Source organism: Actinoallomurus iriomotensis (assembly GCF_030269445.1).
Lineage (GTDB): Bacteria > Actinomycetota > Actinomycetes > Streptosporangiales > Streptosporangiaceae > Actinoallomurus > Actinoallomurus iriomotensis.
The window spans coordinates 286,698-309,730 of record NZ_BSTJ01000012.1 but is presented as its reverse complement, the minus strand read 5'-3'; the positions used below and the strand labels follow the sequence as shown (position 1 = coordinate 309,730).

Genomic DNA, 23,033 nt, shown 5'->3' with positions numbered 1-23,033 from the left:
AATCCATCGGTCGGCGCGATCCGGCGATCTTAAGGCCCGGAGCATGACAGGATCCAATGCGGCACCAGCGCGATCCGAGAGACGACGGGCGACGACGTGACGTTCTACGCGGACCTTCATATCCATTCGAAGTACTCCCGCGCCTGCAGCAAGGACTGTGACCTTGAACACCTGGCGTGGTGGGCGGGCCGCAAAGGCGTGTCGCTCGTGGGCACCGGCGATTTCACCCACCCCGCGTGGATGGACGAGCTCCGTGAGAACCTCGTGCCCGCAGAACCGGGGCTGTTCCGGCTGCGACCCGACCTCGAACGCCGAGTGATCCGAACACTACCGCCCGCCTGCCGCCAACCGGTTCGTTTTCTGCTCTCCGTCGAGATCTCGACCATCTACAAAAAGGGTGAACGCACGCGGAAGGTACACCATCTCCTTTATTCTCCGTCCTTCGAGGCGGCCGAACGCATCACCGCCGCGCTTGCCAAGATCGGCAATCTCGCGTCGGACGGCCGCCCGATACTCGGTCTGGACTCGCGTCACCTGCTCGAGATCACCCTGCAGAGCGACCCCGGCTCGTACCTGGTTCCCGCGCACGTGTGGACGCCGTGGTTCTCCGTCCTCGGCTCCAAGTCCGGCTTCGACGCCGTGGCCGACTGCTATGACGACCTGGCGGACCACATATTCGCCGTGGAGACCGGCCTGTCCTCCGATCCGCTGATGAACTGGCGGGTGCCCTCTCTCGACCGCTACCGCCTCGTCAGCAACTCCGACGCGCACTCACCGCCGGCACTTGCGCGCGAGGCGTCGATGTTCACCACGGAGATGGACTACTACGCCGTGCGCGCCGCCCTGGAGACCGGGCGGGGGTACGGCGGCAGCGTCGAGTTCTTCCCCGAGGAGGGCAAGTACCACCTCGACGGCCATCGCAAGTGCGGAGTGCGGCTGGAGCCGGAGGAGACGAAGGCCCACGGCGGCCGGTGCCCCTCCTGCGGCCGTCCGCTCACCGTCGGCGTCCTCTACCGCGTCGACGAGCTCGCCGCCCACCCGGAGGGCCGCCGGCCGGAGGGCGCCGCCGACTTCCGCAACCTGATCCCGCTGCCCGAGATCGTCAGCGAGATCCGCGGCGTCGGCCCGCGCTCGAAGTCCGTGCTCGGCCACATCGCCGAGCTGGTCTCCACCCTCGGCCCGGAGCTGTCGATCCTCGACGACGTCCCCCTGGACGACGTACGTGCCGCAGGGGGCGAGCTGCTGGCCGAGGCGATCGGCCGGCTCCGGCGCGGCGACGTGATCCGGGACGCCGGCTTCGACGGCGAGTACGGCGTGATCCGCCTGTTCGGGCCCGGCGAGCTGCGCCGTGAGGGCAAACGCGCCGTCGGGCTGCTCGGCGCCCCGGACGACACCGGGCTCTTCGACCTTCCCGCCGAGCCCGTACGGCCCGCCGAGCCCGTACGGCCCGATGCGCCGGAGCCGGAGGACGCCTCGCGGGAGGAGACGCCCGGCGACGGCTCGACGCCTCCCGAGCCGCCGATGGAGGGCCAGCAGGACATCCTTGAGGCCGCGGAGGCCGCCGAGGCCGATGAGAACGCCTCGATCCTCGACGGCCTCGACCCCGACCAGCGTGTCGCCGCCGCGCATCCGGGCGGCCCGCTGCTGATCATCGCGGGCCCCGGCACCGGCAAGACCCGCACCCTGACCCACCGGATCGCCCACCTCGTCGCCGAGCGCGGCGTGGAGCCGGAGCGGTGCCTGGCGATCACATTCACCCGCCGTGCCGCCGAGGAGATGCGCGAACGCCTGGAGGGCCTGCTGCCGGGCCGCGCCGCCCGCCTCACCGTCACCACCTTCCACGGCCTGGGCGCCCTGATCCTGCGGGAGCAGCACGAGCGCGCCGGCCTGCCGGCGGACTTCCGCATCGCCGACGAGACCGAGCGGCTGGAGATCGCCCGGGAGATGACCGGGTCCGACAAGGAGGCACGGCGGCTCCTCGCCGGCTTCGACGGCGCGGGCGGCCCGGCCGACCCCGAGGCGCGCGGCTCGTTCGAGAAGCGCCTGCGCGAACGCGGCCTGGCCGACTTCGCCGACCTGCTGCGCCTGCCGGTGACGCTGCTCGGCTACGACCCGGACCTGACGGCGCGCTACCGCGAGCGCTGGCCGTGGATCAGCGTGGACGAGTACCAGGACGTCGACGAGACGCAGTACTCCCTGCTGCGCCTGCTGTCCGGCGCGGAGGGCAACCTCACCGCGATCGGCGACCCCGACCAGGCGATCTACGCCTTCCGCGGCGCGGACGTCGGTTTCTTCCTCCGGTTCGAGGACGACTTCGCAGCGGCGACGAAGGTGCTGCTGACCCGCAACTACCGCTCCGCCCCGGCGATCGTGCACGGGGCGGTGGGCGCGATCCGGGCCACCAGTCTCGTCCCGGACCGCGTCCTGGACCCGCAGCGGTCCGGCGAGCGGCTGATCGTCGTGCAGGAGAGCGCCGACGCGCAGGCCGAGGCCGCGTTCGTCACCTCGACCATCGACCGGCTGCTGGGCGGCACGTCGTTCCACTCACTGGACTCGGGGCGGGCCGGCGGGCACCACGACGAGCACCTCGACTTCTCCGACATCGCCGTGCTCTACCGCTCCTCCGCCCAGGCCGAGCCGGTCATGGAGGCGCTGACCCGCGCGGGCATGCCGTACCAGAAGCGCTCACACGACCGTCTCGTGAGGCGGCCGGGCGTACGGGAGATCGCGCACGAGGTGCGGCACCACGGCGGCGAGCTGACCGGACGGATCCGCGCGGCGGTGGAGACGCTCACCGAGCTCCACGACGAGACGGTGCTGCGCACGGCGGCCGAACTGCTCACACCGCTCGCCGTCCGCTGCGGCGACGACCTGGAGACGTTCCTCGGCGAGTTGGCGCTGGGCGCCGAGGTGGACGCGTTCGACCCGCGAGCCGACCGGATCGCGCTGCTGACGTTGCACGCCTCGAAGGGCCTGGAGTTCCCGGTGGTGTTCATCGTCGGCTGCGAGGACGGCCTGCTGCCGATGCGCCTGCCGGACACCGACGAGGACGAGGAACGCCGCCTGTTCTTCGTCGGCATGACGCGGGCGCAGTCGTCGCTGTACCTGTCCGGCTCCCGGCGCCGCGACCCGTCACCGTTCCTGCGCGGAATCCCCGGAAAGTACGTCACCCGGCCCGAGCAGGCCGCCCGCCGCCGGGCGCGCGATCAACAACTCCGCCTCATCTGACGGGAGGCTCCTCGGGCGCCTGCTCCTCGGCCACGGGCTCCTCATCCACGGGCGGCTCGGCCGCGCGGGCCCGTACGTCGACGACGAGCGTGCCGGCCGCGCGGTCGTGCAGGGCCTGCCGGTGGTTCCCCTCGAACAGCAGGCCGATCTCGGCGAGCCAGAAGATGCCCGCGAGCACGTTGAGCACCGGCACCGGCCGGGCCGCGGGCGGCAGGGCGTAGATCGCCGAGCGGACCAGCGCCTGGCTCACGCGCAGCCGCCCGCCGTCGGCCGAGATCACCCGGATGCCGGTCAGCCGCTTGCCGACCGTACGGCCCCAGATCGCGAGCTGCACGACCTCGTACACCAGGAAGACCGCGGCGAACGCGATCGGCGCGACGACGGTCTGCGCGGTCTCACGCGGGAAGATCCCGGTGGCGGCGGTGGCCAGCGGGACACCGACGATGAGCGTGTCCACCAGGCGCGCGACCAGCCGCTGTGACGGTTCCGCGAGCACGGCCTCGTACGTCATTCGGTCTCATACTCCCGGTCGTCGCTCACGGTCGATCACCATCGTGCCGGTCAGCGGGTCGACGCCGGGTGCGTACTCCCGATCGTCGACCACCACCGTGCCGGCCAGCCGGTCGTGGAGGGCCTGGTGCAGTGGTTCGTCCCAGATCGCCCACAGATAAGCCATGAGCGTGCCCACGCCGCAGCCGAACAGGTAGAGCACGTTGTTGGCGGCCGCGCGGCCGACGGCCTGCGCGGGCCGCACCGGTTCGCCGCTCTCGGCCAGCACCCGCAGGCTCATGATCCGCTTGCCGAGCGTCTGGCCCCACAGGGCCAGCTGCACCGCCTCGTACGCGAACGGCAGGATCCCCACGACGAGGACCCACCCGAACAGGGCCGGGCCCGACCAGACGGAGGAGTCCTTTCCGCGGCTGCCCGGCTCGTCCAGACCCACCGCGGCCACCATGAACGGCAGGATCAGGGCGAAGCCCACGATGCCGAGTAATCCGGCGTCGATGACCCGGGCGCCGGCGCGGCGGATCACCGGCGCCAGCGTCAGTTCCTCGACCGGCTCGTAGTGACTCATCGCTCGCCTTCCAGGTGGAGCAACATCCGGGTGTTGCCCAAAGTGTTCGGCTTCACCCGGTCGAGGTCGAGGAACTCCGCCACGCCGTCGTCGTAGGAGCGCAGGAGCTCTTCGTACACCTCGGGCGCCAACGGGCTGCCCTGCAGCCGGCGGAACCCATGCCGGGAGAAGAACGTCACCTCGAAGGTAAGGCAGAACACGCGCTGGACGCCGAGTTCGCGCGCGGTCTCCAGGAGGCGCGTGACAATACGGTGCCCCACTCCGTGGCCGCGGCAGACGGGATCCACCGCGACCGTACGGACCTCGGCGAGGTCCTCCCACATCACGTGCAACGCGCCGCAACCCACGACGGTGCCGGTCCGCGAATCTTCCGCGACCCAGAACTCCTGAACGTCCTCATAGAGCGTCACGGTCGGCTTGGCCAGTAGCCGGCCCGGGCCGGCGTACAGGTCCACCAGCCGCCGGATCGCCCGGACGTCCGTCGCGCGGGCCCGGCGGATAGCTGTCTCCACAAACAGGTGACCCTAGCCGCCGGCCGCCCGCCCGGTGACCCGCGGGCGGCCGCATACCCCCCTCGGCCGGACCGCTCGCGCGGGACGTTCAGGTGCTGGAAGTCAGATGAGTTGCCGTCGTGCCGCCCACACAACGGCTTCGATGGGGGTGTTCACATTGAGCCGGTCACATATCGTTCGCAGTCGCCTCCGTAGCGTCCGCGCGCTGAGTTCGAGTTTCCGCGCTGCCACATCTGCGGTGACACCTGTGGCGATCTGCGCGAGCAACCGGAGTTCGTCCTCGCTCAGACGCGGATCGTCGGTGCCACGGCGTGTCAGTGTGGCCTGTTCCACTCCGTCCTCCCTCGTCCCTGGTGATGACTACGGGGATGCGGCGGGGCGCCGCATGGGCACGGGTAGGCCTGACGCGCTTGACCGGAGGTGGCCGTCGGAGCCGATTCGGCTGCGCGGCGCGGGAACTCCAGTAACGATTCATACGTTGAGACTGCGAGGAGGGACGTAACCCCGGGTGCGCGGAGAAACGTCCCGGTGGTGCGACCGGGACCGGGATCCACGAGTTCGGGAGGGGTCATCGGTGCGCTTCTCGCCCCCATCCCTTCGACAACGATCCCGGCAAAGATCGTGAATCGTTTCAAGCTAGGCTTCGAACCGGAACGCTAGGCGGCCGGATCCGGACCGTCAAGCGTTCAAATATTACGTTGCGTAGCCGAATGAAAGCGGCTCGCTACATAACACCTCGGAAACAGTTCTTCGCAGCCATTAACCTGCGAAAACCTCGTAACTGGAGAGGAAGACAGCGTGCCGCCCGTCAGCATCCGGGATGTGGCGATGCGTGCAGGTGTCTCCGTAGGGACAGTTTCGAATGTCCTAAACCGGCCAAACCTGGTGGCCGAAGCCACCCGCGAACGCGTGCGCGCGGCCATCGGCGAGCTCGGTTTCGTACGCAATGAGAGCGCCCGGCAGCTCCGTCAGGGGCGCAGCCGCACACTCGGCGTCGTCGTGGAGAGCCTCGGCAACCCTTACTTCACCGATCTCGCCCGGGGTGCCGAGGCGGCCATGAACACCGACGGCTTCGACGCTCTCTGGTGCACGAGCGACGGCTCTGCCGCCAAGGAGCGCCGCTGTCTGGACTTCCTCGAAGAACAGCGCGTCAGCGGCGTGATCATCACGCCGGTCGGCCTCGACGCCGGGCGCATCGCCGAGCTGCGCGACCGCGGCCTGTCCGTCGTGGTGCTCGACCGCCGCGCGTACGACGGGGTCTGCTCGATCCGCGTCGACCACGTCGCCGGCGGGGAGATCGCCGTCGATCACCTGACCTCCCGGCACCGCCGCCTCGCGATCGTCACCGGGCCGCTGGTCGCCGAGCCGATCACCGACCGGTACGAGGGCGCGGTGGCCGCCGCCCGCCGCGCGGGCGTGGCCGAGGAGCACCTGACCACACTCGTCCAGGGCGACCTGACGCCGACGTCGGGCATGGAGGCGGCCCGGCGGCTGCTGGAGCTCGACCCGCTGCCGACCGGGGTGTTCTGCGCCAACGACCTGCTGGCGATCGGCCTGGTCAACGCGCTGCTGCGGACGGGCGTCAAGGTGCCCGAGGAGATCAGCGTGGTCGGCTACGACGACATCGAGCTGGCCGGCACCTCCGTGGTGCCGCTGACGACCGTACGGCAGCCGCGGCACGAGCTCGGCTGGACCGCCGCCGAGCTGGCCGTCGCCGAGGCCGGCACCGCCGAGGGGCACGAGCACCGCGGCCTGGCGCTGTCACCGTCGCTGGTCGTCCGCGAGTCCGCGTGAAGAGAGACTGCCCGGAACTCTTCCTCCTGGTTCCGGACAGTCTCCGCTGATCGGCCGATCAGGCGCTGACGGCCTCGACCTTGGCGGCCTCGGGGTGGCCGATGGCCAGGCCGCTCTCGGCGTCGAAGAAGTGCAGGCGGCTCGTGTCGACGGCCAGGTCCAGCGTCTGGCCCGGGCGCACGTGCGAGCGGGCGTTGACGCGGGCGGTCCACAGGGCCTTGTTGTCGGTCAGCGGGATCGCGCTGTCCTCGTCCTCTTCGTCCTTGGCGAGGTCGGCGGTGTCCTTGTGCTCCACCGGCGGCGCGTCGATGGCGAAGATGACGTTGATCTCGCTGCCGAGCTCCTCGGTGACGTCGGCCGTGACCTGGATGGTCGGCCAGTCCTGACCGCCGTGGGCGGCGTCCTCGAAGTCGGACGGCCGGATGCCGAGGATGATCGACTGACCGGCGTACTCGTCCAGACCGGGCTTGCTCGTGAACGTCTCGGCCGGCACCTGCAGCTCGTACCCGGCGAAGGAGACCCGGGCCCCGCCGCCCTCACGGACCAGCTCGGCGTTCACGAAGTTCATCGCCGGGGAGCCGATGAAGCCGGCGACGAAGAGGTTCACCGGGCTGTCGAACAGGTTCTGCGGCGTGTCGACCTGCTGCAGGACGCCCTCGCGGAGGACGCAGACGCGGTCGCCGAGGGTCATGGCCTCGATCTGGTCGTGCGTGACGTAGACCGTCGTGACGCCCAGGCGCTCGTGGAGCTGGTTGAGCGAGGCGCGCATCGAGACGCGGAGCTTGGCGTCGAGGTTGGACAGCGGCTCGTCCATCAGGAACGCCTGCGGCTCGCGGACGATCGCCCGGCCCATCGCGACGCGCTGCCGCTGACCGCCGGAGAGGTTGGCGGGCTTGCGCTTGAGGAACTGCTCCAGGCCCAGCATCTTGGCGGCCTCGCCGACGCGCTTCTTGATCTCCGCCTTGGAGGTGCCGCGGAGCTGGAGGCCGAAGGCGAGGTTCTGCTCGACCGTCATGTGCGGGTAGAGCGCGTAGTTCTGGAACACCATGGCGATGTCGCGGTCCTTCGGCGCGAGGTCGTTCACGACCCGGTCGCCGATGGAGATCTCGCCGCCGGTGATGTCCTCCAGGCCCGCGATCATGCGCAGGGCGGTGGACTTTCCGCAGCCGGACGGGCCGACCAGCACCATGAACTCCCCATCCGCGATCTCCAGGCTGAGGTTGTTCACCGCCTTGATGTCGCTGGTGTAGGCCTTGTCGACCTGGTCAAGAACGATCTTGGCCATGGGGGTTCCTCCGAGGGTGTCGCCGCAAAGTGTCCATAACCATAGCCACTGTTCGCATATCTGAACAGATCTGAAGCAGGATGGAGCGCACTAGGCTGTGACCCGGCTCCGGCGTGATGGCCGGATCTCGGGTGGCACCCGGCGTACGCCGGGTGCTCTAGAGGGGCTGGGCATGGACTCATCCGACACCACCGGGCCGGGCGTCAAGTCCGCGACGCGCACCGTCGCGCTGCTCGATTTCTTCGCCCGCCAGGGCGGGATGTACAGCCTGTCGGCCATCCAGCAGGAGCTGGGTTACCCCAAGAGCAGCCTGTACGCCCTCCTGCGCACGCTCGTGCAACTCGGCTGGGTGGAGACCGACCCGACCGGCACGCTGTACCGCATCGGCATGCGGGCCCTGCTCGTCGGCGCGTCCTACATCGACGGCGATCCCGTGGTCGGCATGGCGCACGAGACCCTCGAGTGGCTCGCCGAGGTGACCGGCGAGACCGTGCACTTCGGCCGGCTCGACGACGTCGAGGTCGTCGACCTGTCCTCCCGGCCCTCCCGCCACGACCTGCGGCCCGTCGTACGCGTCGGCCGCCGCGTGCCCGTGCACAGCACCGCCCTCGGCAAGGCCCTGCTCGCCGACCGCCCCACGCCGCGCCTCCCCGACGAGCTCGAACGCCAGACCGAGAACACCATCACCGACCGGCGGGCGCTGGCCGAGGAGCTGCGCCGCGTACGCGAACGCGGCTACGCCGCCGACCGCGAGGAGAACAGCACCGGCATCTGCTGCTTCGCCGTCGTCCTGCGCCTGCAGCGCCCCGCCCGGGACGCCATCAGCGTCTCCGTCCCGGCGACCCGCCTGACCAAGGCGGCCGAACGCGAGATCCCCGCGCTGCTCATGCGGGCCCGCGAGCGCATCGAGTACTCCGCGCACCATCTGCTTCACTGAGTGCGGGAGGTCCCATGACCGACGTCAGTGCCGTTCTCGGTTTCGACCCGTTCGCCCCGGAGTTCAGCGCCGATCCGTACGCCCACTACCGCTCGCTGCGGGCGGCGGGGCCCCTGGTACACACGGCCGGCGGCCTGTGGCTCTCGACCTCCTTCGCGGTGTGCACGCAGGTGCTGCGCGACCCGAGGTTCGGCCACGGCGACACGGGACCCGCCGGCCGGCCGCCCCGGCGCCGGTCGTTCCTCACCCTGGACCCGCCCGAGCACACACGACTCCGCCGCCTGGTCAGCCGCGCCTTCACCGCACGCCTCGTCGAACGCCTGCGCCCTCGCGTGTCGGCCATCGTGGACGAGCTGCTGGCCGGCCTCGACGGCGAGGTCGACCTGATCGCAGGCCTGGCCCACCCGCTGCCGGTCATCGTGATCAGCGAGATGCTCGGCGTGCCGCCGGAGGACGAGGAACGCTTCAAGGACTGGTCGGACGCGCTCGCCCGCGGCCTCGACCCGGACTTCGTGGTGCCGCCGGACGAGCTCACCCACCGCGACCAGGCGCGCGAGGAGTTCGCCGAGTACTTCCGCGAACTGGCCGCCCGGCGCCGCGCCGCTCCGGGAGACGACCTGCTGAGCGGGCTGGTCGCCATCGAGGAACTCACCGAGGACGACCTGATCGCCACCTGCGTGCTGCTGCTCGTCGCCGGCCACGAGACGACGGTCAACCTCATCGCCAACGGCACGCTGGCGCTCCTACGGTCCCCGGACCAGCTCGCCTGGTTCCGCGACCATCCGGACGAGGCCGCCGCGGCGGTGGAGGAACTGCTGAGGTACGACCCGCCGGTCCAGCTCAGCGCCCGCGTCGCCCTGGAGGACGCCGAGATCGCCGGCCAGCGGATCGGCCGAGGCGAGCCGATCATGCTGCTGCTGGGCGCGGCCAACCGCGACCCGGAGGTCTTCACCGACCCGGACCACCTCAACCTGACACGGTGGCTGACGGAGGCACCGCGCCACCTGGCGTTCGGGCAGGGCATTCACTTCTGCCTGGGCGCGCCCCTCGCCCGCATCGAGGGCCAGACCGCCCTGACCGCCCTGATGCGACGCGAGGTCACCCTCATGCCCGGCCCGCTGCGCTACAAGGACAACCTCATCCTGCGCGGCCTCGCGGAACTGCCGGTACGGATCTCCTAGTGCGGCGTCCACCAACGTTCCCCGGTTTACGGGACGACGCTGGTGGATCCTCGCCGCCCGCAGGGGCGACGAGGATGGCCACCGCCGGCCGAGGGATCTGTCCCGTGCCACCGTGACGAGGGCGACCGGCAAGCACGCCGTGATCGCAGGGACACCTGGCCTGTACGGAGGGCCCAATCCCCGGACGACACGACCGCCCGCCGCCCCCTGCCACCGGACAGCCCCGCCGGCGCTTCGACGGCAACCCCCACCGCCCTCCGGATCGCCAGAGGCGCTCACCGTGACCCCAGCATTCGCACCGCACAGGACCAACCGCCAAACAGCGGCACGGCTACCGCCGTCCCGCGCCGCCGAGCGGCCTCTCGCCATGCTCGACGGCCATCCCTGCCGCAGGCTCTGGACCGTTGGAGGTGCCTCATCGGAGAACCCGGCGCCTGCGCATCGCACTCCAGCATGGGGACCGCACCTAATCATCGCATTCCTGACCTACCACCTCGAAAATCGTCTAGGAATTGCCCGGAATGTCTCTAGAGAAAAGGCAAAGAACTCGCTAGCATGTTCGAGTTGAGAGTCGAATACTGCGAAAGGGGAGGCAGATGAGCGTTGCCACGCAGGCTCCACCCCTTTCGCCGATATCGCCGCAAGGGCCGCTTTAATTCGATGCCGGCGAGCTGTCCGATCAGGAGCTGGTCGAGGCGCGTCGGCTGGCCGCACAGATACAGGCGGTGGAGCTGGCGGCGCCGGCCCGACGCCGGTTCGCCGAGGCGGCGGGCCGGGACGCCGTCGTGGAGGTGCTCTACCCGGTCGACTCTTTGTACGACGAGGTCGCGGGGGCGCTGACGCTCACTCCCACCGCGGCCGATGGTCTGATCCGGTTCGCCACCGAGCTGACCCGGCGGCTGCCCGCCACTTACGCGGCGCTGGCCGCCGGCGACATCGACTACGCCAAGACGCGGACGATATGGCATGCCACCGACCAGGTCGACGAAAAGTTAACATCCACCGTAGAAGCCAAAGTCCCACCCAAAGCCCCGGAACAAACAACCGGGCAAATTCGCGCGAAAATCCGGCGACTGATCAAAGAGGTGATCTCACCAAGATCATGTTGATAACCCGTTCCGGGAGAACGGTCGAGTAGGCGACCCGATCGAGTGCGCGGCCTGGCGACAGGGCCGGTGAACGTAGGCGGGGAGCCCCTCGTAGGACTGGATTTGCTGAAGATCAAGTCCTACGAGAGGCTCCCCTTGATCGCCCATCGTGCCATGCTCGACGTGCCCCGCGAACTCGCCCACTTGAAACTCACTGGGCCTTTGCCAACCTGATCACGCGCTGGCGATCATGAGGGTCTGGACTGCGGCGATGAGCTTGTCGGCGTTGTCGGGGCTGGAGCGGATCTTGCGCAGGATCTTTCAGTTCTTCAGCTCGACGTTGACCCGCTCGCCGGGTCCGCGGCGGCGGGCGTGGGCTTCGTTCACGTCTTTCTGGTTCCGGGACAGGGGCCGATAGCGGCCGGTGTCGGGGTCCTTGCGTCGGCGCCGCTGCGGGACGGCCACGGTCGGTCCGGCGCCCAGGTAGGCGGTGTCGGCGGCCGCGGGGATCTTGTGAGCGGTGAACGCGTCGATGATGCCGTGCTCGCGGGCGGCGCCCATGTCGTGGCGTGCGCCGGGCAGCGGCGGTGAGATCCACACCAGCCGCCCGATCGGGTTGGCGATGACCTGCACGTTCAGCCCGTGGGCCTTGTGCTTGCCAGAGTAGAACGCCCGGTCGTAGCCGGAGGCCATGCCGACCCGGTCGATGCGCAGCAGGGTCCCGTCGAGGATCACGAACGCCTTGCGGCGAGCGACCTCGATCGCCTGTTCCAGGGTGGGCGCCTTCGCCGCGAGCAGGTTGAGCGCGCGGCTGGACATGGTCATCCCCGGACGGGTAGGGCAGCATCTTGAAGCTCCTGATGGGACGTGTTGATCTAGTCAATCGCCCGTCTACGAGGAGCTTCACCCATTCGAGGGCACGACACGCCGCACGGCCCTGACCAGCAGGTTCACCCAGGTCGGCGAGGCTTAGTGCGAACGGTCCGTTCGCGCCTGTCGGTTCAGTCGCCGGAGTGGTCCGGCAGGAGTTGAGCCGCGAGTGATCGTGCCGTGGCAGTGAGTGTGGCCGTGTCCAGCCCGGTCCGGCTCATGAACACGAGCCCTTGTTGCGCGGCCAGGAGGGCCCGCGCTAGTGCGATCGGATCCGCTCCGGCCGGCAGGTCGCCCTCGCGTTGGGCGCGGGCGACGCAGTCACCGATCAGCGCGGTGGACGTCTCGTAGGTGCGGTGGGCGTGGTCGAGGACTTCCGGATCGACGTTACCGAGTTCGCAGGTGCTGTTGGCCATCAGGCAGCCACGCCGCGTGCCGGCGCCGGTCGGGTCGTCGATCGGTGCCTCGAGGAGCATGCGTAGTGCGTCCAGGGCCCGTGGAGCCTCGGCGAGGGCTTCCCGAAGATAGCCATGGCTGTCGTCGGTGTAGCTGTGCAGCGCCCGGAGGAAGAGCTGACGCTTGTCGCCGAACGCCGCATACAGGCTGCCTTTGCCCAGGCCGCTGACCCGCATCAGGTCTTCCAGCGAGGTCGCGGCGTAACCGGCGTCCCAGAACTGATCACGGATGGCGTTCAGCACCTGCTTCTCGTCGAACGATCGCGGACGTGCCATGCGAACAGAATACGGATTCTTGACCGCGCGGTCCACCATGCTTATGGTGGACCGCGCGGTCAAGAACTCCGTGGCACGTTGCACCTGGGGAAGTGGGAAGCACATGGGAAAGCTGGACAACAAGGTGGCGATCGTGACCGGCGGGTCGCGGGGGATCGGGGCGGCGTCGGCGCTGGCGCTGGCTGACGAGGGAGCCGACGTCGCGATCAGCTACTCGTCCTCGGCGGATCAGGCCAAGGCCGTGGTCGCCGACCTGGAGGCAAAGGGGGTGCGCGCGGCGGCCTTCCAGGCAGACCAGTCGGACGCGGCGCAGGCGGCGGGCCTGATCCACAGCGTGGTCCAGCAGTTGGGAAAGCTGGACATTCTGGTCAACAACGCGGGCGTCACCGTCGCTGGCCCGATCGACAGCGAGCTCGCCGACGAGTCTGCCTTCGACCGCCAGCTCGCCATCAACTACACGAGTGTGGTGGCCGCGATCCGGGCGGCGTTCCCGCTGCTGCCCGATGGCGGGCGGATCATCAGTATCAGCTCGGGTGTGGGAACACGGGTGGGCTTCCCCGGGATGACCGACTACGCCGGCGCCAAGTCGGCCCTCGAGGGCTACAGCCGGGGCGCAGCCCGCGATCTGGCCCACCGGGGCATCACGGTCAACGTCATCCAGTCCGGGTTCGTCGACACCGAGATGAACCCCGCCGACGGCCCGGCCGCACCTATGTTCCTTCCGACAACGGCGATGGGGCGGTACGGCAGGCCGGAGGAGATCGCCGCAGGCGTCGTCTTCCTCGCCAGCCCGCAGGCCTCCTACGTCACCGGCGCAGTACTGAGGATCGACGGCGGATACGGCGCATAGCCCGACCGCGCAGCCGGCGGCGGGCAGCCACGGATAGCGGGCGGCCACGGACGGCGGTGGCGCAGGAGTACGGTCCCCCTCCATGACAGATTCCCGGGCCACTTCTGTCACGCAGCCGTCCGTGGCCGGCGCCGCCCTGCATCTGGAACTGAGCGGAACCGGATCGCGCGCCGGGCTCATGGACGCGTTGCGGGAGGCCGTGCGCACCGGGCGGCTCGTGTCGGGTATCCGGCCGCCCTCGGCCCGATCCCTTGCCGCTGATCTAGGCATAGCCCGTAACACCGTGGCCGACGCCTACGCAGAACCGGTCGCCGAGGGCGACTCACCGCACAGCAGGGGTCCGGGAGCCGGGTGGCCAGGCGGGCCGATCCGCGCAGAGCTGCGCCCGCTCCTCCTCGCACAACAGACGTGAACGAAGCCCCACGCCCGCCGGCGCGGACCCGGCGAGCGGGTCAACGTCGAGCTGAAGAACTGGAAGATCCTGCGCAAGATCCGCTCCAGCCCCGACAACGCCGACAAGCTCATCGCCGCAGTCCAGACCCTCATGATCGCCAGCGCATGATCAGGTTGGCAAAGGCTCACTGAGATCACCTCAAACACCTGGATCCCCGAAGCGGCGAACCGACGCCGCGAAGAAGCGGAGAAACGCCGCGGCCTGGAATTAGTCGAGACGCAGGACGGCACCTCGCATCTGACCGGCGTCGACCTGCCCGCCGAAGCCGCCAGCGCCGCTTATGGCCGCGTCAGCGCGATCGCGACCGGCCTCAAACGCGACGGCGACGACCGCGCGATCGATCAGCTACGCGCGGACGTGTTCCTGGGACTGCTGCGAGGCACGTTCGTCACCGGCGAGCCACCCGCCGACACCACCGACCGCCCCACCCTCGGACCCGCAACGGGCAACCCGGGCTGGACCGCATTGGACGACGCGATCGCCGACATCATCGCCGATGTCGCCCGTACGGAACTGACCGCCCTGACCCGCGCACTCGACGCACAATCCCACCGCAAGGCCCACCACACCGCGGCGAACCCCGCAGACCCCGTCGCCGAAGCCGGAGCCCGCGTCAACCGCTCACCGATCAGCCGGTCCTTGACCGCCACCGACGCCCGCGACCCGGGAACACTCATCGCGAACGCCGAAGCCTCCGACGCGAGGCCCCTGACCTTCGCCAATGACGAGCTCACCGAACGGCACCACCATATCGGCGCGCTCATCACCGGCGCCCGCGTCAACCGCTTCCTGACCACCACCACACCCGCTGAAGCCGACCGCGACCCGCGAATACTCATCGTGCAGGCCGAAGCCCTGACCAGCGAACTCCTGACCACCGCCGATGACGCACTCCCCTCCCGGCACACCGCGACATCGGGACGCTGATCGCCCACGCCGGTACACGCATCAACCACGCAATGGCCGACCTGCGAAAACGCTGGTGCGTATCCGCTTCCCCACCCACGCACGGGATCGCTCGCTACCGACCACCCGACTCAGTACGCCGCCTGGTCCGACATCGCGATCGCCGATGCGTCTTTCCCTGCTGCCGACGGCCCGTCCGCTACCGCGATGCCGATCACACCACCGCGTACCACCGAGGCGGTCCCACCTGCCCCTGCGACCTGGCCATGCTCCGCCGCCACCACCGACTGAAGGCGACCAAAGGCTGGCACATCGAACAACTCTGGCCAGGCGTCATCCTGTGGACCACCCCGACCGGCCGCCGGCGCATCACGGCACCCGCCGACCGCGAATGACCACCAACGCACCTACCCCAGTCACACACGCCCCCTGCCCCGGTGGGCGTTGCCGAGGCGGGTGACCTGGCGTGCCTGGGCGCGACCACCTGTTCCGGCGCGGCGTTCGCCTACACGCGGAGGTACTTCTCCAGCCAGGGCGACGCGGCGTCGGCACTGCAGCAGGTCCTCTGCGCGACCGTGGACGGTCGGAGCTCGGCCGGCGGTTACTTCTGTTCCTCAGGCAGGTGCTCGGCGGCCTTCTCGCCCGCGGGACCGAACTTGTTCAGCACCTTGCGGACACCCTTCACCACGGCGTCCCCGACCGGGTTCGGGTGCTCGTCGTCCGGGTCACCGACCGAACCGGCGGCGCCGCTGGAGCTGGAGTCCATCGTTGTCTCCCCTCGAAGTCGCGCACAGCCGCATTGATCGTTCCGTTGGCGTCCCGGTGCCGTCAACGCGCGTTCTGGTGGCCCGGCGAGGGCCGGCACGGGTCTGTGGGCTCGTGGCCGGATCCGGGCGTGCCGGAGGCAACGAATCTCAGATTGCTCTCATCGGGCTCTCATGCGTCGCGCATAGCGTCGCCGCGCCGACGGTCGACCGACCGTCAACCCACGTGTCAGGACGAAGGGTGGCTGACGTATGGCCGAGCAACAAGAGCACGACGAGGGCCGCGACCGCATGAACCGCCGTCGCGCGCTGACCGCCATCGGCGGTGCGGGGCTGGGGGCTGCCGGGGTGGTCGCGGCGAGCCGCGCGGCGGCCGGGGCGACCGGCGGCTCGGCGGCCAGGACACCGGAGGGCGCGCGGCCGGCCTGCGTGCTCGCGCCCGAGCTGACGGAAGGGCCGTACTACCTGGACTACGAGCTGTTCCGCCGTGACATCACCGAGCACAAGGACGGCGTGCCGCTCCTCCTGCGCGCCACGATCGTCAACGCCACGACCTGCGCGCCCATCCCGAACGCCGCGTTGGACGTCTGGCACTGTGACGCGCTCGGGGAGTACTCCGGCTACACGGCGCTCGGCATCGGCGGCGCGAACGGCGGCGGACCCGGTGGGCCGGGCGGCGGTACGCCTCCGCCGGACTCCCCGCCGCCGTCCGACCCGTCCGGGCCGCCTCCCGGCGGAGGTCACGTCGAACCGACCGACCAGCTGACCTTCCTGCGCGGCGTCCAGACCAGCGACCGGCACGGCGTGGTGGAGATCCGTACGCTCTTCCCCGGCTGGTACGTCGGCCGGGCCATCCACATCCACGCCAAGGTGCACCTCGGCGGCAAGGCGAAGGGCGGCAAGTACGCCGGCGGCCACGTCGTCCACACCGGCCAGTTCTTCTTCGAGGAGAAGGTCTCCGCGCAGATCGCCGAGCGCCAGCCGTACGCGATCAACACGGTGCACCGGACGACCCTCGACGAGGACGGCATCTACCAGGGCGGCGGCTCCGCGGGCCTGGTCACGCTCTGCCACACCGGCGCCCCGCAACACGGCCTGCTCGCCACGATCGTGGTCGGCGTCGACCCCGACGCCACGCCGTAACCGGACCGCCTCCGCGGACGCGTTTCCCGGACGCCTCCGCGGAGGCCCCCGGCGACCCGCCCCGGCCGAGGCCGGCCGATCGCTGGGGCACGCCGTGGCCGTACGGACAGAGTGGAGACCCCTCGTCCCCAGGAGGTCCCCATGCGCTTATCAGCCCGTACCGCCGTCGCATATTCCACGTACGCGAAACCCCGACGCAGGTCGTCGACTACAGCGGGTGCAGCCCGTTCGCGGTCGTGTAGAGGCTCAGAGCCGGTCGGCCGCGTCGGGGTGCCGGGCGAGGAGTTCGGCGAGGCGGGCCAGCTTGACGTTGTGGTTCTGCGAGGCGCGTACGAGCACCTCGAACGCCTCGTCGGCGGACAGTCCCCGGCGGGCCATCAAGATCCCGGTCGCCTGACCGATGATCGTCCGGGTGTCCAGCGCCTTGCGGAGGTTGCCCACGTCCGCCTCGGACCGGTTCAGGGCGCGTTCGGTGTCGGCGTCGCGATAGAGGGCGGCGAGCGCGAGCGACGCGTACGTCGCGAGGATGAACGCCGTGTCGCGGGCTGAGTCGCCCAGGGCGTCGCGCTCGCGGGAGTAGATGTTCATCGCGGCGGTGAACGGCGGCGGCTCCGGCACGGTGATCAAGGCTGTGGAGAGGATCGAGGCGAACCCGTGCGCGCTCGCCTCGCGGGCGAACACCGGCCAGGCGGACTCGGTGGCGAGGTCACCGCTGTGGGCGTACGCGGGCCCGGCGGGGTCGGCGGCGTCCATGCAGGGGCCCTCGCCCGCCTCGTACTGACGGCGATCGAGTTCGGCGGCCTCCACGTCGGTCTCCGCGGGCGTCCAGAAGCTCCCATCTCGCTCCCGCAGGGTGATGCTCACCACGTCGGCCGCGGGGATGAGGTAGCGGGCGGCGAGGATGATGCGCTCCAGGACACCGTCGACCGTGGTGGCGCTGAGCAGGGCCCGGGTCAGTTCGCCCAGCTCATGCGTCAGCGAGACCGGCGGGCCCTCTTGAGCGGCGTCGGCCGCCGGTTCCGGCGGAGAACAGGTATCGGATCTGTCGTCGTCCACGATGCCCTCTTCCCCTGGCGCCGGAGTCCGGCGTCCTCCCCATCGATCGCCCCTAGTATCACCTGATCGAAGCAGACCATGCCCGGCGAGGGTGCGATCTCGGCCCTATTCGGGCTTGACCAGCGGGAACAAGATCGTCTCGCGGATGTTCTTGCCGGTGAACGCCATGATCATTCGGTCGATGCCGATGCCGACGCCACCGGTCGGGGGCATGGCGTACTCCAGCGCGCGCAGGAAGTCCTCGTCGAGCTGCATGGCCTCCGGGTCGCCGCCGGCCGCCAGGAGAGACTGCTCGGTGAGCCGGCGCCGCTGCTCGATCGGATCGATCAGCTCCGAGTAGCCCGTGCCCAGCTCGGTGCCGAAGCCGATGAGGTCCCACTTTTCGGTCAGCAGCGGGTTCGAGCGGTGCGTACGGGCGAGCGGCGAGGTCTCCAGCGGGTAGTCGCGGACGAACGTCGGCTGGACCAGCGTGCGCTCGACCAGCTCCTCGAACAGCTCCTGCACGAGCCGCCCCTGCCCCCATGCCGGGTCGTACTCCAGGCCGCGCAGGTCGAACAGCTTGCGCACCTGCTCGATCGGCGTCTCGGTGGTGAGCTCCTCGCCCACCGCGCCGGACACCGCGTCGTACAGGGTGACCTTGGGCCATTCGTCGCCGCCGAGGTCGATCTCCTGCCCGTCGTGCACCACGACCGTCGTGCCGAGCGCGGCCACCACCGCGGCCTGGTAGATCTCGCGGGTCAGCGTGGCGATCGTGTCGTAGTCGCCGTACGCCTCGTAGGCCTCGAGCATGGTGAACTCGGGGTTGTGCGAGGAGTCGGCGCCCTCGTTGCGGAAGTTGCGGCTGATCTCATAGACCTTCTCGATGCCGCCGACGACGAGCCGCTTGAGGTACAGCTCGATCGCGATCCGCAGGTAGAGGTCCATGTCGTACGCGTTGATGTGCGTGACGAACGGCCGCGCGGACGCCCCGCCGTGGATCGGCTGGAGCATCGGGGTCTCGACCTCGAGGAACTCGCGGTCGTTCATGTACTCACGGATCGCCCGCACGGTGTCGCTGCGCAGCCGGGCCATGCGCCGCGCCTCGTCGTTGACGATCAGGTCGACGTAGCGGAGGCGTACGCGCTGCTCGGGGTCGGTCAGGCCGGCGTGCTTCTCCGGCAGCGGGCGCAGGCACTTGGAGGTGAGCACGTAGCGGTCCGCCATGATCGACAGCTCGCCGCGCTTGGAGGTGATGACCTCCCCCTCGACGCCGACCTGGTCGCCGAGGTCGATGTCGCGCTTCCACGCCTCCAGGGCCTCCTCGCCGACGTTGGCGAGGGACAGCATGATCTGGATGTCGCCGCTGCCGTCGCGGATGGTGGCGAAGCAGAGCTTGCCGGTGTTACGAGCCAGCATGACGCGGCCGGTGACCCCGACCTTCTCCCCGGTGGAGGTGCCCGGTTCCAGATCGGGATGGTCCGCGCGGACCTTCGCGATCGTGGTCGTACGCGGGAATCCGAGGGGGTACGGGTCGACCCCGCTCTCCCGCAGGCGCTCCGCCTTGTCCCGGCGGATCCGCATCTGCTCCGGAAGATCTTGCTGCGACTCGTTCACGGTCGAAGGCTACCGACCCGGCCGGGGAGCCCGCGAACCGATTGCCCTGGTTACTGGCCCGCCGTGGACACGCTGACGTTGCGTTCGTAGACCAGACGCAGGCCGATCAGCGTGAGCCACGGCTCGTACGCGTCGATGGTGCGGGCCTCGTCCAGGACGAGGGGCGCGAGACCGCCGGTGGCGACCACCGTGACGTCCTCGGGGTTGTCGGCCAGTTCCTCCGACATCCGGTCGACCACGCCGTCCACCTGACCGGCGAAACCGAAGATGATGCCCGACTGCAGCGCCTCGACCGTGCTCTTGCCGATGACGTTGCGGGGCCGGACGAGCTCCACCTTGTGCAGTTGTGCACCCCGGGCCGACAGCGCGTCCACCGCGATCTCGATGCCCGGGGCGATCGCGCCGCCGACGTACTCGCCCTTGGGCGACACGGCGTCGAACGTGGTGGCCGTGCCGAAGTCGACCACGATCGCCGGGCCGCCGTAGATGTGGTTCGCGGCCAAAGCGTTGATGATGCGGTCGGAACCGACTTCCTTGGGGTTGTCCATCCGCACCGGCACGCCGGTCTTGACGCCCGGCTCGACGATCACCGCGGAGACGTCGCCGTAGTAGCGGCGGCACATCTCCCGCATCTCGTGCAGTACCGACGGCACCGTCGAGCAGAGCGCGATGCCGCTGATGTCGGTCTCGGCCAGCAACGGGCTCTGCTGCACGAGCCCCTGGAGGACCACCGCGATCTCGTCCGCGGTACGCCGCGCGTCGGTGTTGATACGCCAGTGCTCGATGACCTCATCGCCCTCGAACAGGCCGAGCACGGTGTGGGTGTTACCGACGTCGATGGTGAGCAGCATCAGGTCCCCGCTGTGTCAATGGTCGCGCTCGCCTCCTCGCTCGCTCCGCGGACGGCTCGTCCCTCACCGCCCACTTCGCTCGCTCGTCAGCTCGCCGCTCCGTTAAGGTCAAGGCCGATGTCGAGCGCGGGCACCGAATGGGTCAGTGCCCCAACGGCAAGGTAGTCGACACCGGTCGCGGCCACATCTCGGGCCCCGTCCAACGAGAGGCCGCCGCTCGCCTCCAGTTCGGCGCGCCCGCCCACCAGGGTCACGGCCTCGGTCATCGTCGGGATGTCCATGTTGTCCAGCAGGATGGAGGTCGCGCCGGCCGCCAGCGCCTCGCGTACCTGGTCGAGCGTGTCGCACTCGACCTGAACGTGCAGGCCGGGGGCGCGTACGGCCTCGAACGCGGCAGTGACCGAACCGGCCGCCGCGACGTGGTTGTCCTTGATCAGCGCGGCGTCCGCCAGCGACATGCGGTGGTTGACGCCGCCCCCGCAGCGCACCGCGTACTTCTGCAGGGCCCGCAGGCCGGGCAGCGTCTTGCGCGTGTCGCGGACTCGCGCCCGGGTGCCCTCGACGGCGTCCGCCCACTGCCGGGTGACGGTGGCGACGCCGGACAGGTGGGTGAGGAGGTTCAGCGCGGTGCGCTCCGCGCGCAGCAGCCCGAGCAGCGGTCCCTCGACCGAGAGCAGGACGTCGCCCGCGGCGACCCGGTCACCGTCGCCCGCGAGCGCCTTGACGGTGAGACCGAGCGTCTCGAACACCAGCGCGGCCACCGGCAGGCCCGCGACCACGCCGGGGCGGCGCGTCACCACGTCGGCGCCGGCCGTGGCGCCGGCGTCGAAGATCGGTTCGCTCGTGACGTCGCGCTCGCCGTCTTCGGCCAGCGCGACGCGTACGACGCTCTCCACGGCCTGCGGGTCCAGCCCCGCCTCGGTCAGCCAGGCGTGCGTGGCGGCTCTCATCGGGTCTCCGCGGGTTCGTAGGTCGTGGTGAGGGTGTCGCCGTCGAGTGCCGACACGAGGTGCCCGCGCCACTCGTCGGAGGCGTCGGGGAAGTCCGAACGCCAGTGGCTGCCGCGCGTCTCCTCGCGGCGCCGCGCCGACGCGACGATCAGTGAGGCGACGGTGTGCAGGTTCGTGACCTCCCAGGCCTCGGTGCGCGGCCGGTCGGTCGTACGGCCGGCCAGCGCCGCCAGTTCGGCCGCGGCACGCTCCAGACCGGGACCGTCACGCAGCACACCGGAGCCGGCCGTCATGATCCGCTGGATCTCGGCCCGGATATCGGGGTCGAGAAGGGCGGACGTCCCCGCCGCCCCCGACGACGCCGGATTGTCCCGTTCCAGGTCGCCGGGCAGCACGGACGCGATCCGCTGGGCGAACACCAGCCCTTCGAGCAGCGAGTTGGAGGCGAGGCGGTTGGCGCCGTGGACGCCGGTGCAGGCGACCTCGCCGCAGGCGTACAGCCCGGGAACGCTCGTGCGCCCCCACAGGTCCGTACGGACGCCGCCGCTGGCGTAGTGCGCGGCCGGCAGCACCGGGATCGGCTCGTTGACCGGGTCGATGCCGTGCCGCTCGCAGGCCGCCGTGATCGTGGGGAACCGCTGCGCCCAGATGCGCGGGCCGAGGTTGCGTCCGTCGAGGTACATGCACGGCTCGCCGGTCTCGCGCATCCGCTTCATGATCTCCTTGGCCACCACGTCGCGGGGGGCAAGGTCGGCGAGCGGATGCCGGCCGGTCATGAACCGCTCGCCGGAACCGTCGATCAGGAACGCGCCCTCGCCGCGCACGGCCTCGGAGATGAGCGGCTGACGCCCACGCGCGTCCGGCCCCAGCCACATCACCGTCGGGTGGAACTGCACGAACTCCACGTCGGCGACCCGCGCGCCCGCCCGCAGCGCGAGGGCCACCCCGTCGCCGGTAGAGACCTCCGGGTTCGTGGTCGCCTCGAAGACCTGCCCGAGCCCGCCGGTCGCGAGGATCACCGCGCGGGCCCGTACGGCGCCGACGCCGTCGCGCTGCCCCTCCCCCATGACGTGGAGCGTGACACCGGCCGTCCGCCCGTCCTCGATTAGCAGGTCGAGCGCCAGTGCGTGCTCGATGACCTCGATCCCGGCGTCCTTGGTGGCCGCGAGCAGTGCCCGGCTGATCTCGGCGCCGGTCGCGTCGCCGCCGGCGTGCGCGATGCGGCGCCGCAGGTGGCCGCCTTCACGGGTGAGCGCGATCTGCCCCTCCCCGTCGCGGTCGAATTCGGCGCCGAGCGCGATCAGCCCGCGTACCGCGTCGGGCCCCTCGGTGACCAGCACGCGTACGGCCTCGGGGTCGCAGATGCCGACCCCCGCGGTGAGGGTGTCGGCGAGATGCTCCTCCGGCGAGTCGCCCGGGTGGAGCGCCGCGGCGATCCCGCCCTGCGCCCAGCGCGTGGACCCGTCGTCGAGGAGTGCCTTGGTGACGAGAAGAACCCTGCCCGCCGTACGGGCCCGCAGGGCGGCCACGAGACCGGCGATGCCGGACCCGATCACGACGATGTCGGCGTCGGTCGTCCAACCGGGCGGCGGGGCGGTGAGTCGCTGAGGGAGCATGAGCCCTCCTGGGGGGAGGCGAGTTCTCGTCAATTTGACTATAACTCGCGCCCGGAACGCCTGATCCCTCCGGGCGGGTGTTAACAAGGGGTGAACCCGCCGGTCAGCACGCTGCAGCCGGACCCGTCGAAGGCGTACGCAAGGCCGCT

The 23,033-nt window shown here is 70.2% G+C and carries 19 protein-coding genes and 1 pseudogene; 8 read left to right on the top strand and 12 right to left on the bottom strand.

What is annotated here, in order from left to right; genetic code table 11:
- Positions 1-96 precede the first annotated feature (96 nt).
- Positions 97-3,228 (top strand): UvrD-helicase domain-containing protein, encoded by a 3,132-nt coding sequence (locus tag QSK37_RS40345; protein ID WP_285631884.1) that lies wholly within the window; start codon positions 97-99, stop codon positions 3,226-3,228.
- On the opposite strand, the gene QSK37_RS40340 is transcribed toward QSK37_RS40345, so the two are convergent.
- The 4 genes from QSK37_RS40340 to QSK37_RS40325 form a co-directional block, all read right to left on the bottom strand.
- On the bottom strand, positions 3,221-3,739 hold the full coding sequence (locus tag QSK37_RS40340) for an RDD family protein (protein WP_285578313.1): 519 nt from the start codon (positions 3,737-3,739) through the stop codon (positions 3,221-3,223). The two genes, QSK37_RS40345 and QSK37_RS40340, sit on opposite strands and share 8 nt — an antisense overlap.
- A gap of 6 nt (positions 3,740-3,745) precedes the next feature.
- Positions 3,746-4,303, bottom strand: a complete 558-nt coding sequence (locus QSK37_RS40335; RefSeq protein ID WP_285631881.1) for an RDD family protein — start codon at positions 4,301-4,303, stop codon at positions 3,746-3,748.
- Positions 4,300-4,821 carry an amino-acid N-acetyltransferase gene (locus QSK37_RS40330; protein WP_285578420.1) on the bottom strand — a complete coding sequence of 174 codons (522 nt, stop codon included), beginning with the start codon at positions 4,819-4,821 and terminating at the stop codon, positions 4,300-4,302. The genes QSK37_RS40335 and QSK37_RS40330 overlap by 4 nt, the downstream gene beginning before the upstream one ends.
- Before the next feature lie 96 nt (positions 4,822-4,917).
- Complete coding sequence (locus QSK37_RS40325) at positions 4,918-5,148, bottom strand: LuxR C-terminal-related transcriptional regulator (RefSeq protein ID WP_285578311.1); 231 nt, start codon at positions 5,146-5,148, stop codon at positions 4,918-4,920.
- Positions 5,149-5,613: 465 nt separating this feature from the next.
- Between QSK37_RS40325 and QSK37_RS40320 the strand changes: the two genes are divergently transcribed.
- Complete coding sequence (locus tag QSK37_RS40320) at positions 5,614-6,609, top strand: LacI family DNA-binding transcriptional regulator (protein ID WP_349498029.1); 996 nt, start codon at positions 5,614-5,616, stop codon at positions 6,607-6,609.
- A 58-nt stretch (positions 6,610-6,667) separates the two neighbouring features.
- Here QSK37_RS40320 and QSK37_RS40315 read toward each other — a convergent pair whose 3' ends face one another.
- Positions 6,668-7,894, bottom strand: coding sequence for an ABC transporter ATP-binding protein (locus QSK37_RS40315; protein WP_285578310.1), 1,227 nt, complete (start codon positions 7,892-7,894; stop codon positions 6,668-6,670).
- Positions 7,895-8,066: 172 nt separating this feature from the next.
- Here QSK37_RS40315 and QSK37_RS40310 point away from each other — a divergent pair, with 172 nt between their 5' ends.
- The 3 genes from QSK37_RS40310 (at position 8,067) to QSK37_RS40300 (ending at position 11,121) form a co-directional block, all read left to right on the top strand.
- On the top strand, positions 8,067-8,831 hold the full coding sequence (locus QSK37_RS40310; RefSeq protein WP_285631875.1) for an IclR family transcriptional regulator: 765 nt from the start codon (positions 8,067-8,069) through the stop codon (positions 8,829-8,831).
- A 14-nt stretch (positions 8,832-8,845) separates the two neighbouring features.
- Entirely contained in the window at positions 8,846-10,012 is a 1,167-nt protein-coding gene (locus QSK37_RS40305; protein WP_285631872.1) for a cytochrome P450, read from the top strand.
- A 671-nt stretch (positions 10,013-10,683) separates the two neighbouring features.
- A complete protein-coding gene (locus QSK37_RS40300) occupies positions 10,684-11,121 on the top strand; it encodes a DUF222 domain-containing protein (RefSeq protein ID WP_349498032.1) in 438 nt (145 codons plus the stop codon).
- Positions 11,122-11,421: 300 nt separating this feature from the next.
- On the opposite strand, the gene QSK37_RS40295 is transcribed toward QSK37_RS40300, so the two are convergent.
- Both QSK37_RS40295 and QSK37_RS40290 read right to left on the bottom strand, forming a co-directional pair.
- Entirely contained in the window at positions 11,422-11,925 is a 504-nt protein-coding gene (locus QSK37_RS40295) for a transposase family protein (RefSeq protein WP_285631870.1), read from the bottom strand.
- 176 nt (positions 11,926-12,101) lie between these two features.
- The gene (locus tag QSK37_RS40290) at positions 12,102-12,737 is read right to left on the bottom strand and encodes a TetR/AcrR family transcriptional regulator (RefSeq protein ID WP_285631867.1); all 636 of its coding nucleotides are present in this window, start codon (positions 12,735-12,737) and stop codon (positions 12,102-12,104) included.
- A gap of 67 nt (positions 12,738-12,804) precedes the next feature.
- On the opposite strand from QSK37_RS40290, the gene QSK37_RS40285 reads away from it, so the two are divergent.
- Positions 12,805-13,551, top strand: a complete 747-nt coding sequence (locus QSK37_RS40285) for an SDR family NAD(P)-dependent oxidoreductase (protein WP_285631864.1) — start codon at positions 12,805-12,807, stop codon at positions 13,549-13,551.
- A gap of 811 nt (positions 13,552-14,362) precedes the next feature.
- A complete protein-coding gene (locus QSK37_RS40275) occupies positions 14,363-14,932 on the top strand; it encodes a hypothetical protein (protein ID WP_285631861.1) in 570 nt (189 codons plus the stop codon).
- A gap of 580 nt (positions 14,933-15,512) precedes the next feature.
- Here QSK37_RS40275 and QSK37_RS40270 read toward each other — a convergent pair.
- The gene (locus tag QSK37_RS40270; RefSeq protein ID WP_285631858.1) at positions 15,513-15,677 is read right to left on the bottom strand and encodes a hypothetical protein; all 165 of its coding nucleotides are present in this window, start codon (positions 15,675-15,677) and stop codon (positions 15,513-15,515) included.
- Positions 15,678-15,927: 250 nt separating this feature from the next.
- Between QSK37_RS40270 and QSK37_RS40265 the strand changes: the two genes are divergently transcribed.
- On the top strand, positions 15,928-16,818 hold the full coding sequence (locus tag QSK37_RS40265; RefSeq protein ID WP_285631856.1) for an intradiol ring-cleavage dioxygenase: 891 nt from the start codon (positions 15,928-15,930) through the stop codon (positions 16,816-16,818).
- Between the two features lie 246 nt (positions 16,819-17,064).
- Here QSK37_RS40265 and QSK37_RS40260 read toward each other — a convergent pair whose 3' ends face one another.
- The 4 genes and pseudogenes from QSK37_RS40260 to QSK37_RS40245 all read right to left on the bottom strand — a co-directional run bounded on the left by QSK37_RS40260 (position 17,065) and on the right by QSK37_RS40245 (position 22,884).
- The gene (locus QSK37_RS40260; RefSeq protein ID WP_285631853.1) at positions 17,065-17,874 is read right to left on the bottom strand and encodes an ANTAR domain-containing protein; all 810 of its coding nucleotides are present in this window, start codon (positions 17,872-17,874) and stop codon (positions 17,065-17,067) included.
- A 105-nt stretch (positions 17,875-17,979) separates the two neighbouring features.
- Entirely contained in the window at positions 17,980-19,467 is a 1,488-nt protein-coding gene (gene lysX / locus QSK37_RS40255) for a bifunctional lysylphosphatidylglycerol synthetase/lysine--tRNA ligase LysX (RefSeq protein WP_285578301.1), read from the bottom strand.
- Between the two features lie 50 nt (positions 19,468-19,517).
- Complete coding sequence (locus QSK37_RS40250; RefSeq protein WP_285578300.1) at positions 19,518-20,318, bottom strand: type III pantothenate kinase; 801 nt, start codon at positions 20,316-20,318, stop codon at positions 19,518-19,520.
- Positions 20,319-20,404: 86 nt separating this feature from the next.
- Positions 20,405-22,884 (bottom strand): annotated as a pseudogene (locus QSK37_RS40245) (L-aspartate oxidase).
- Positions 22,885-23,033: the final 149 nt, after the last annotated feature.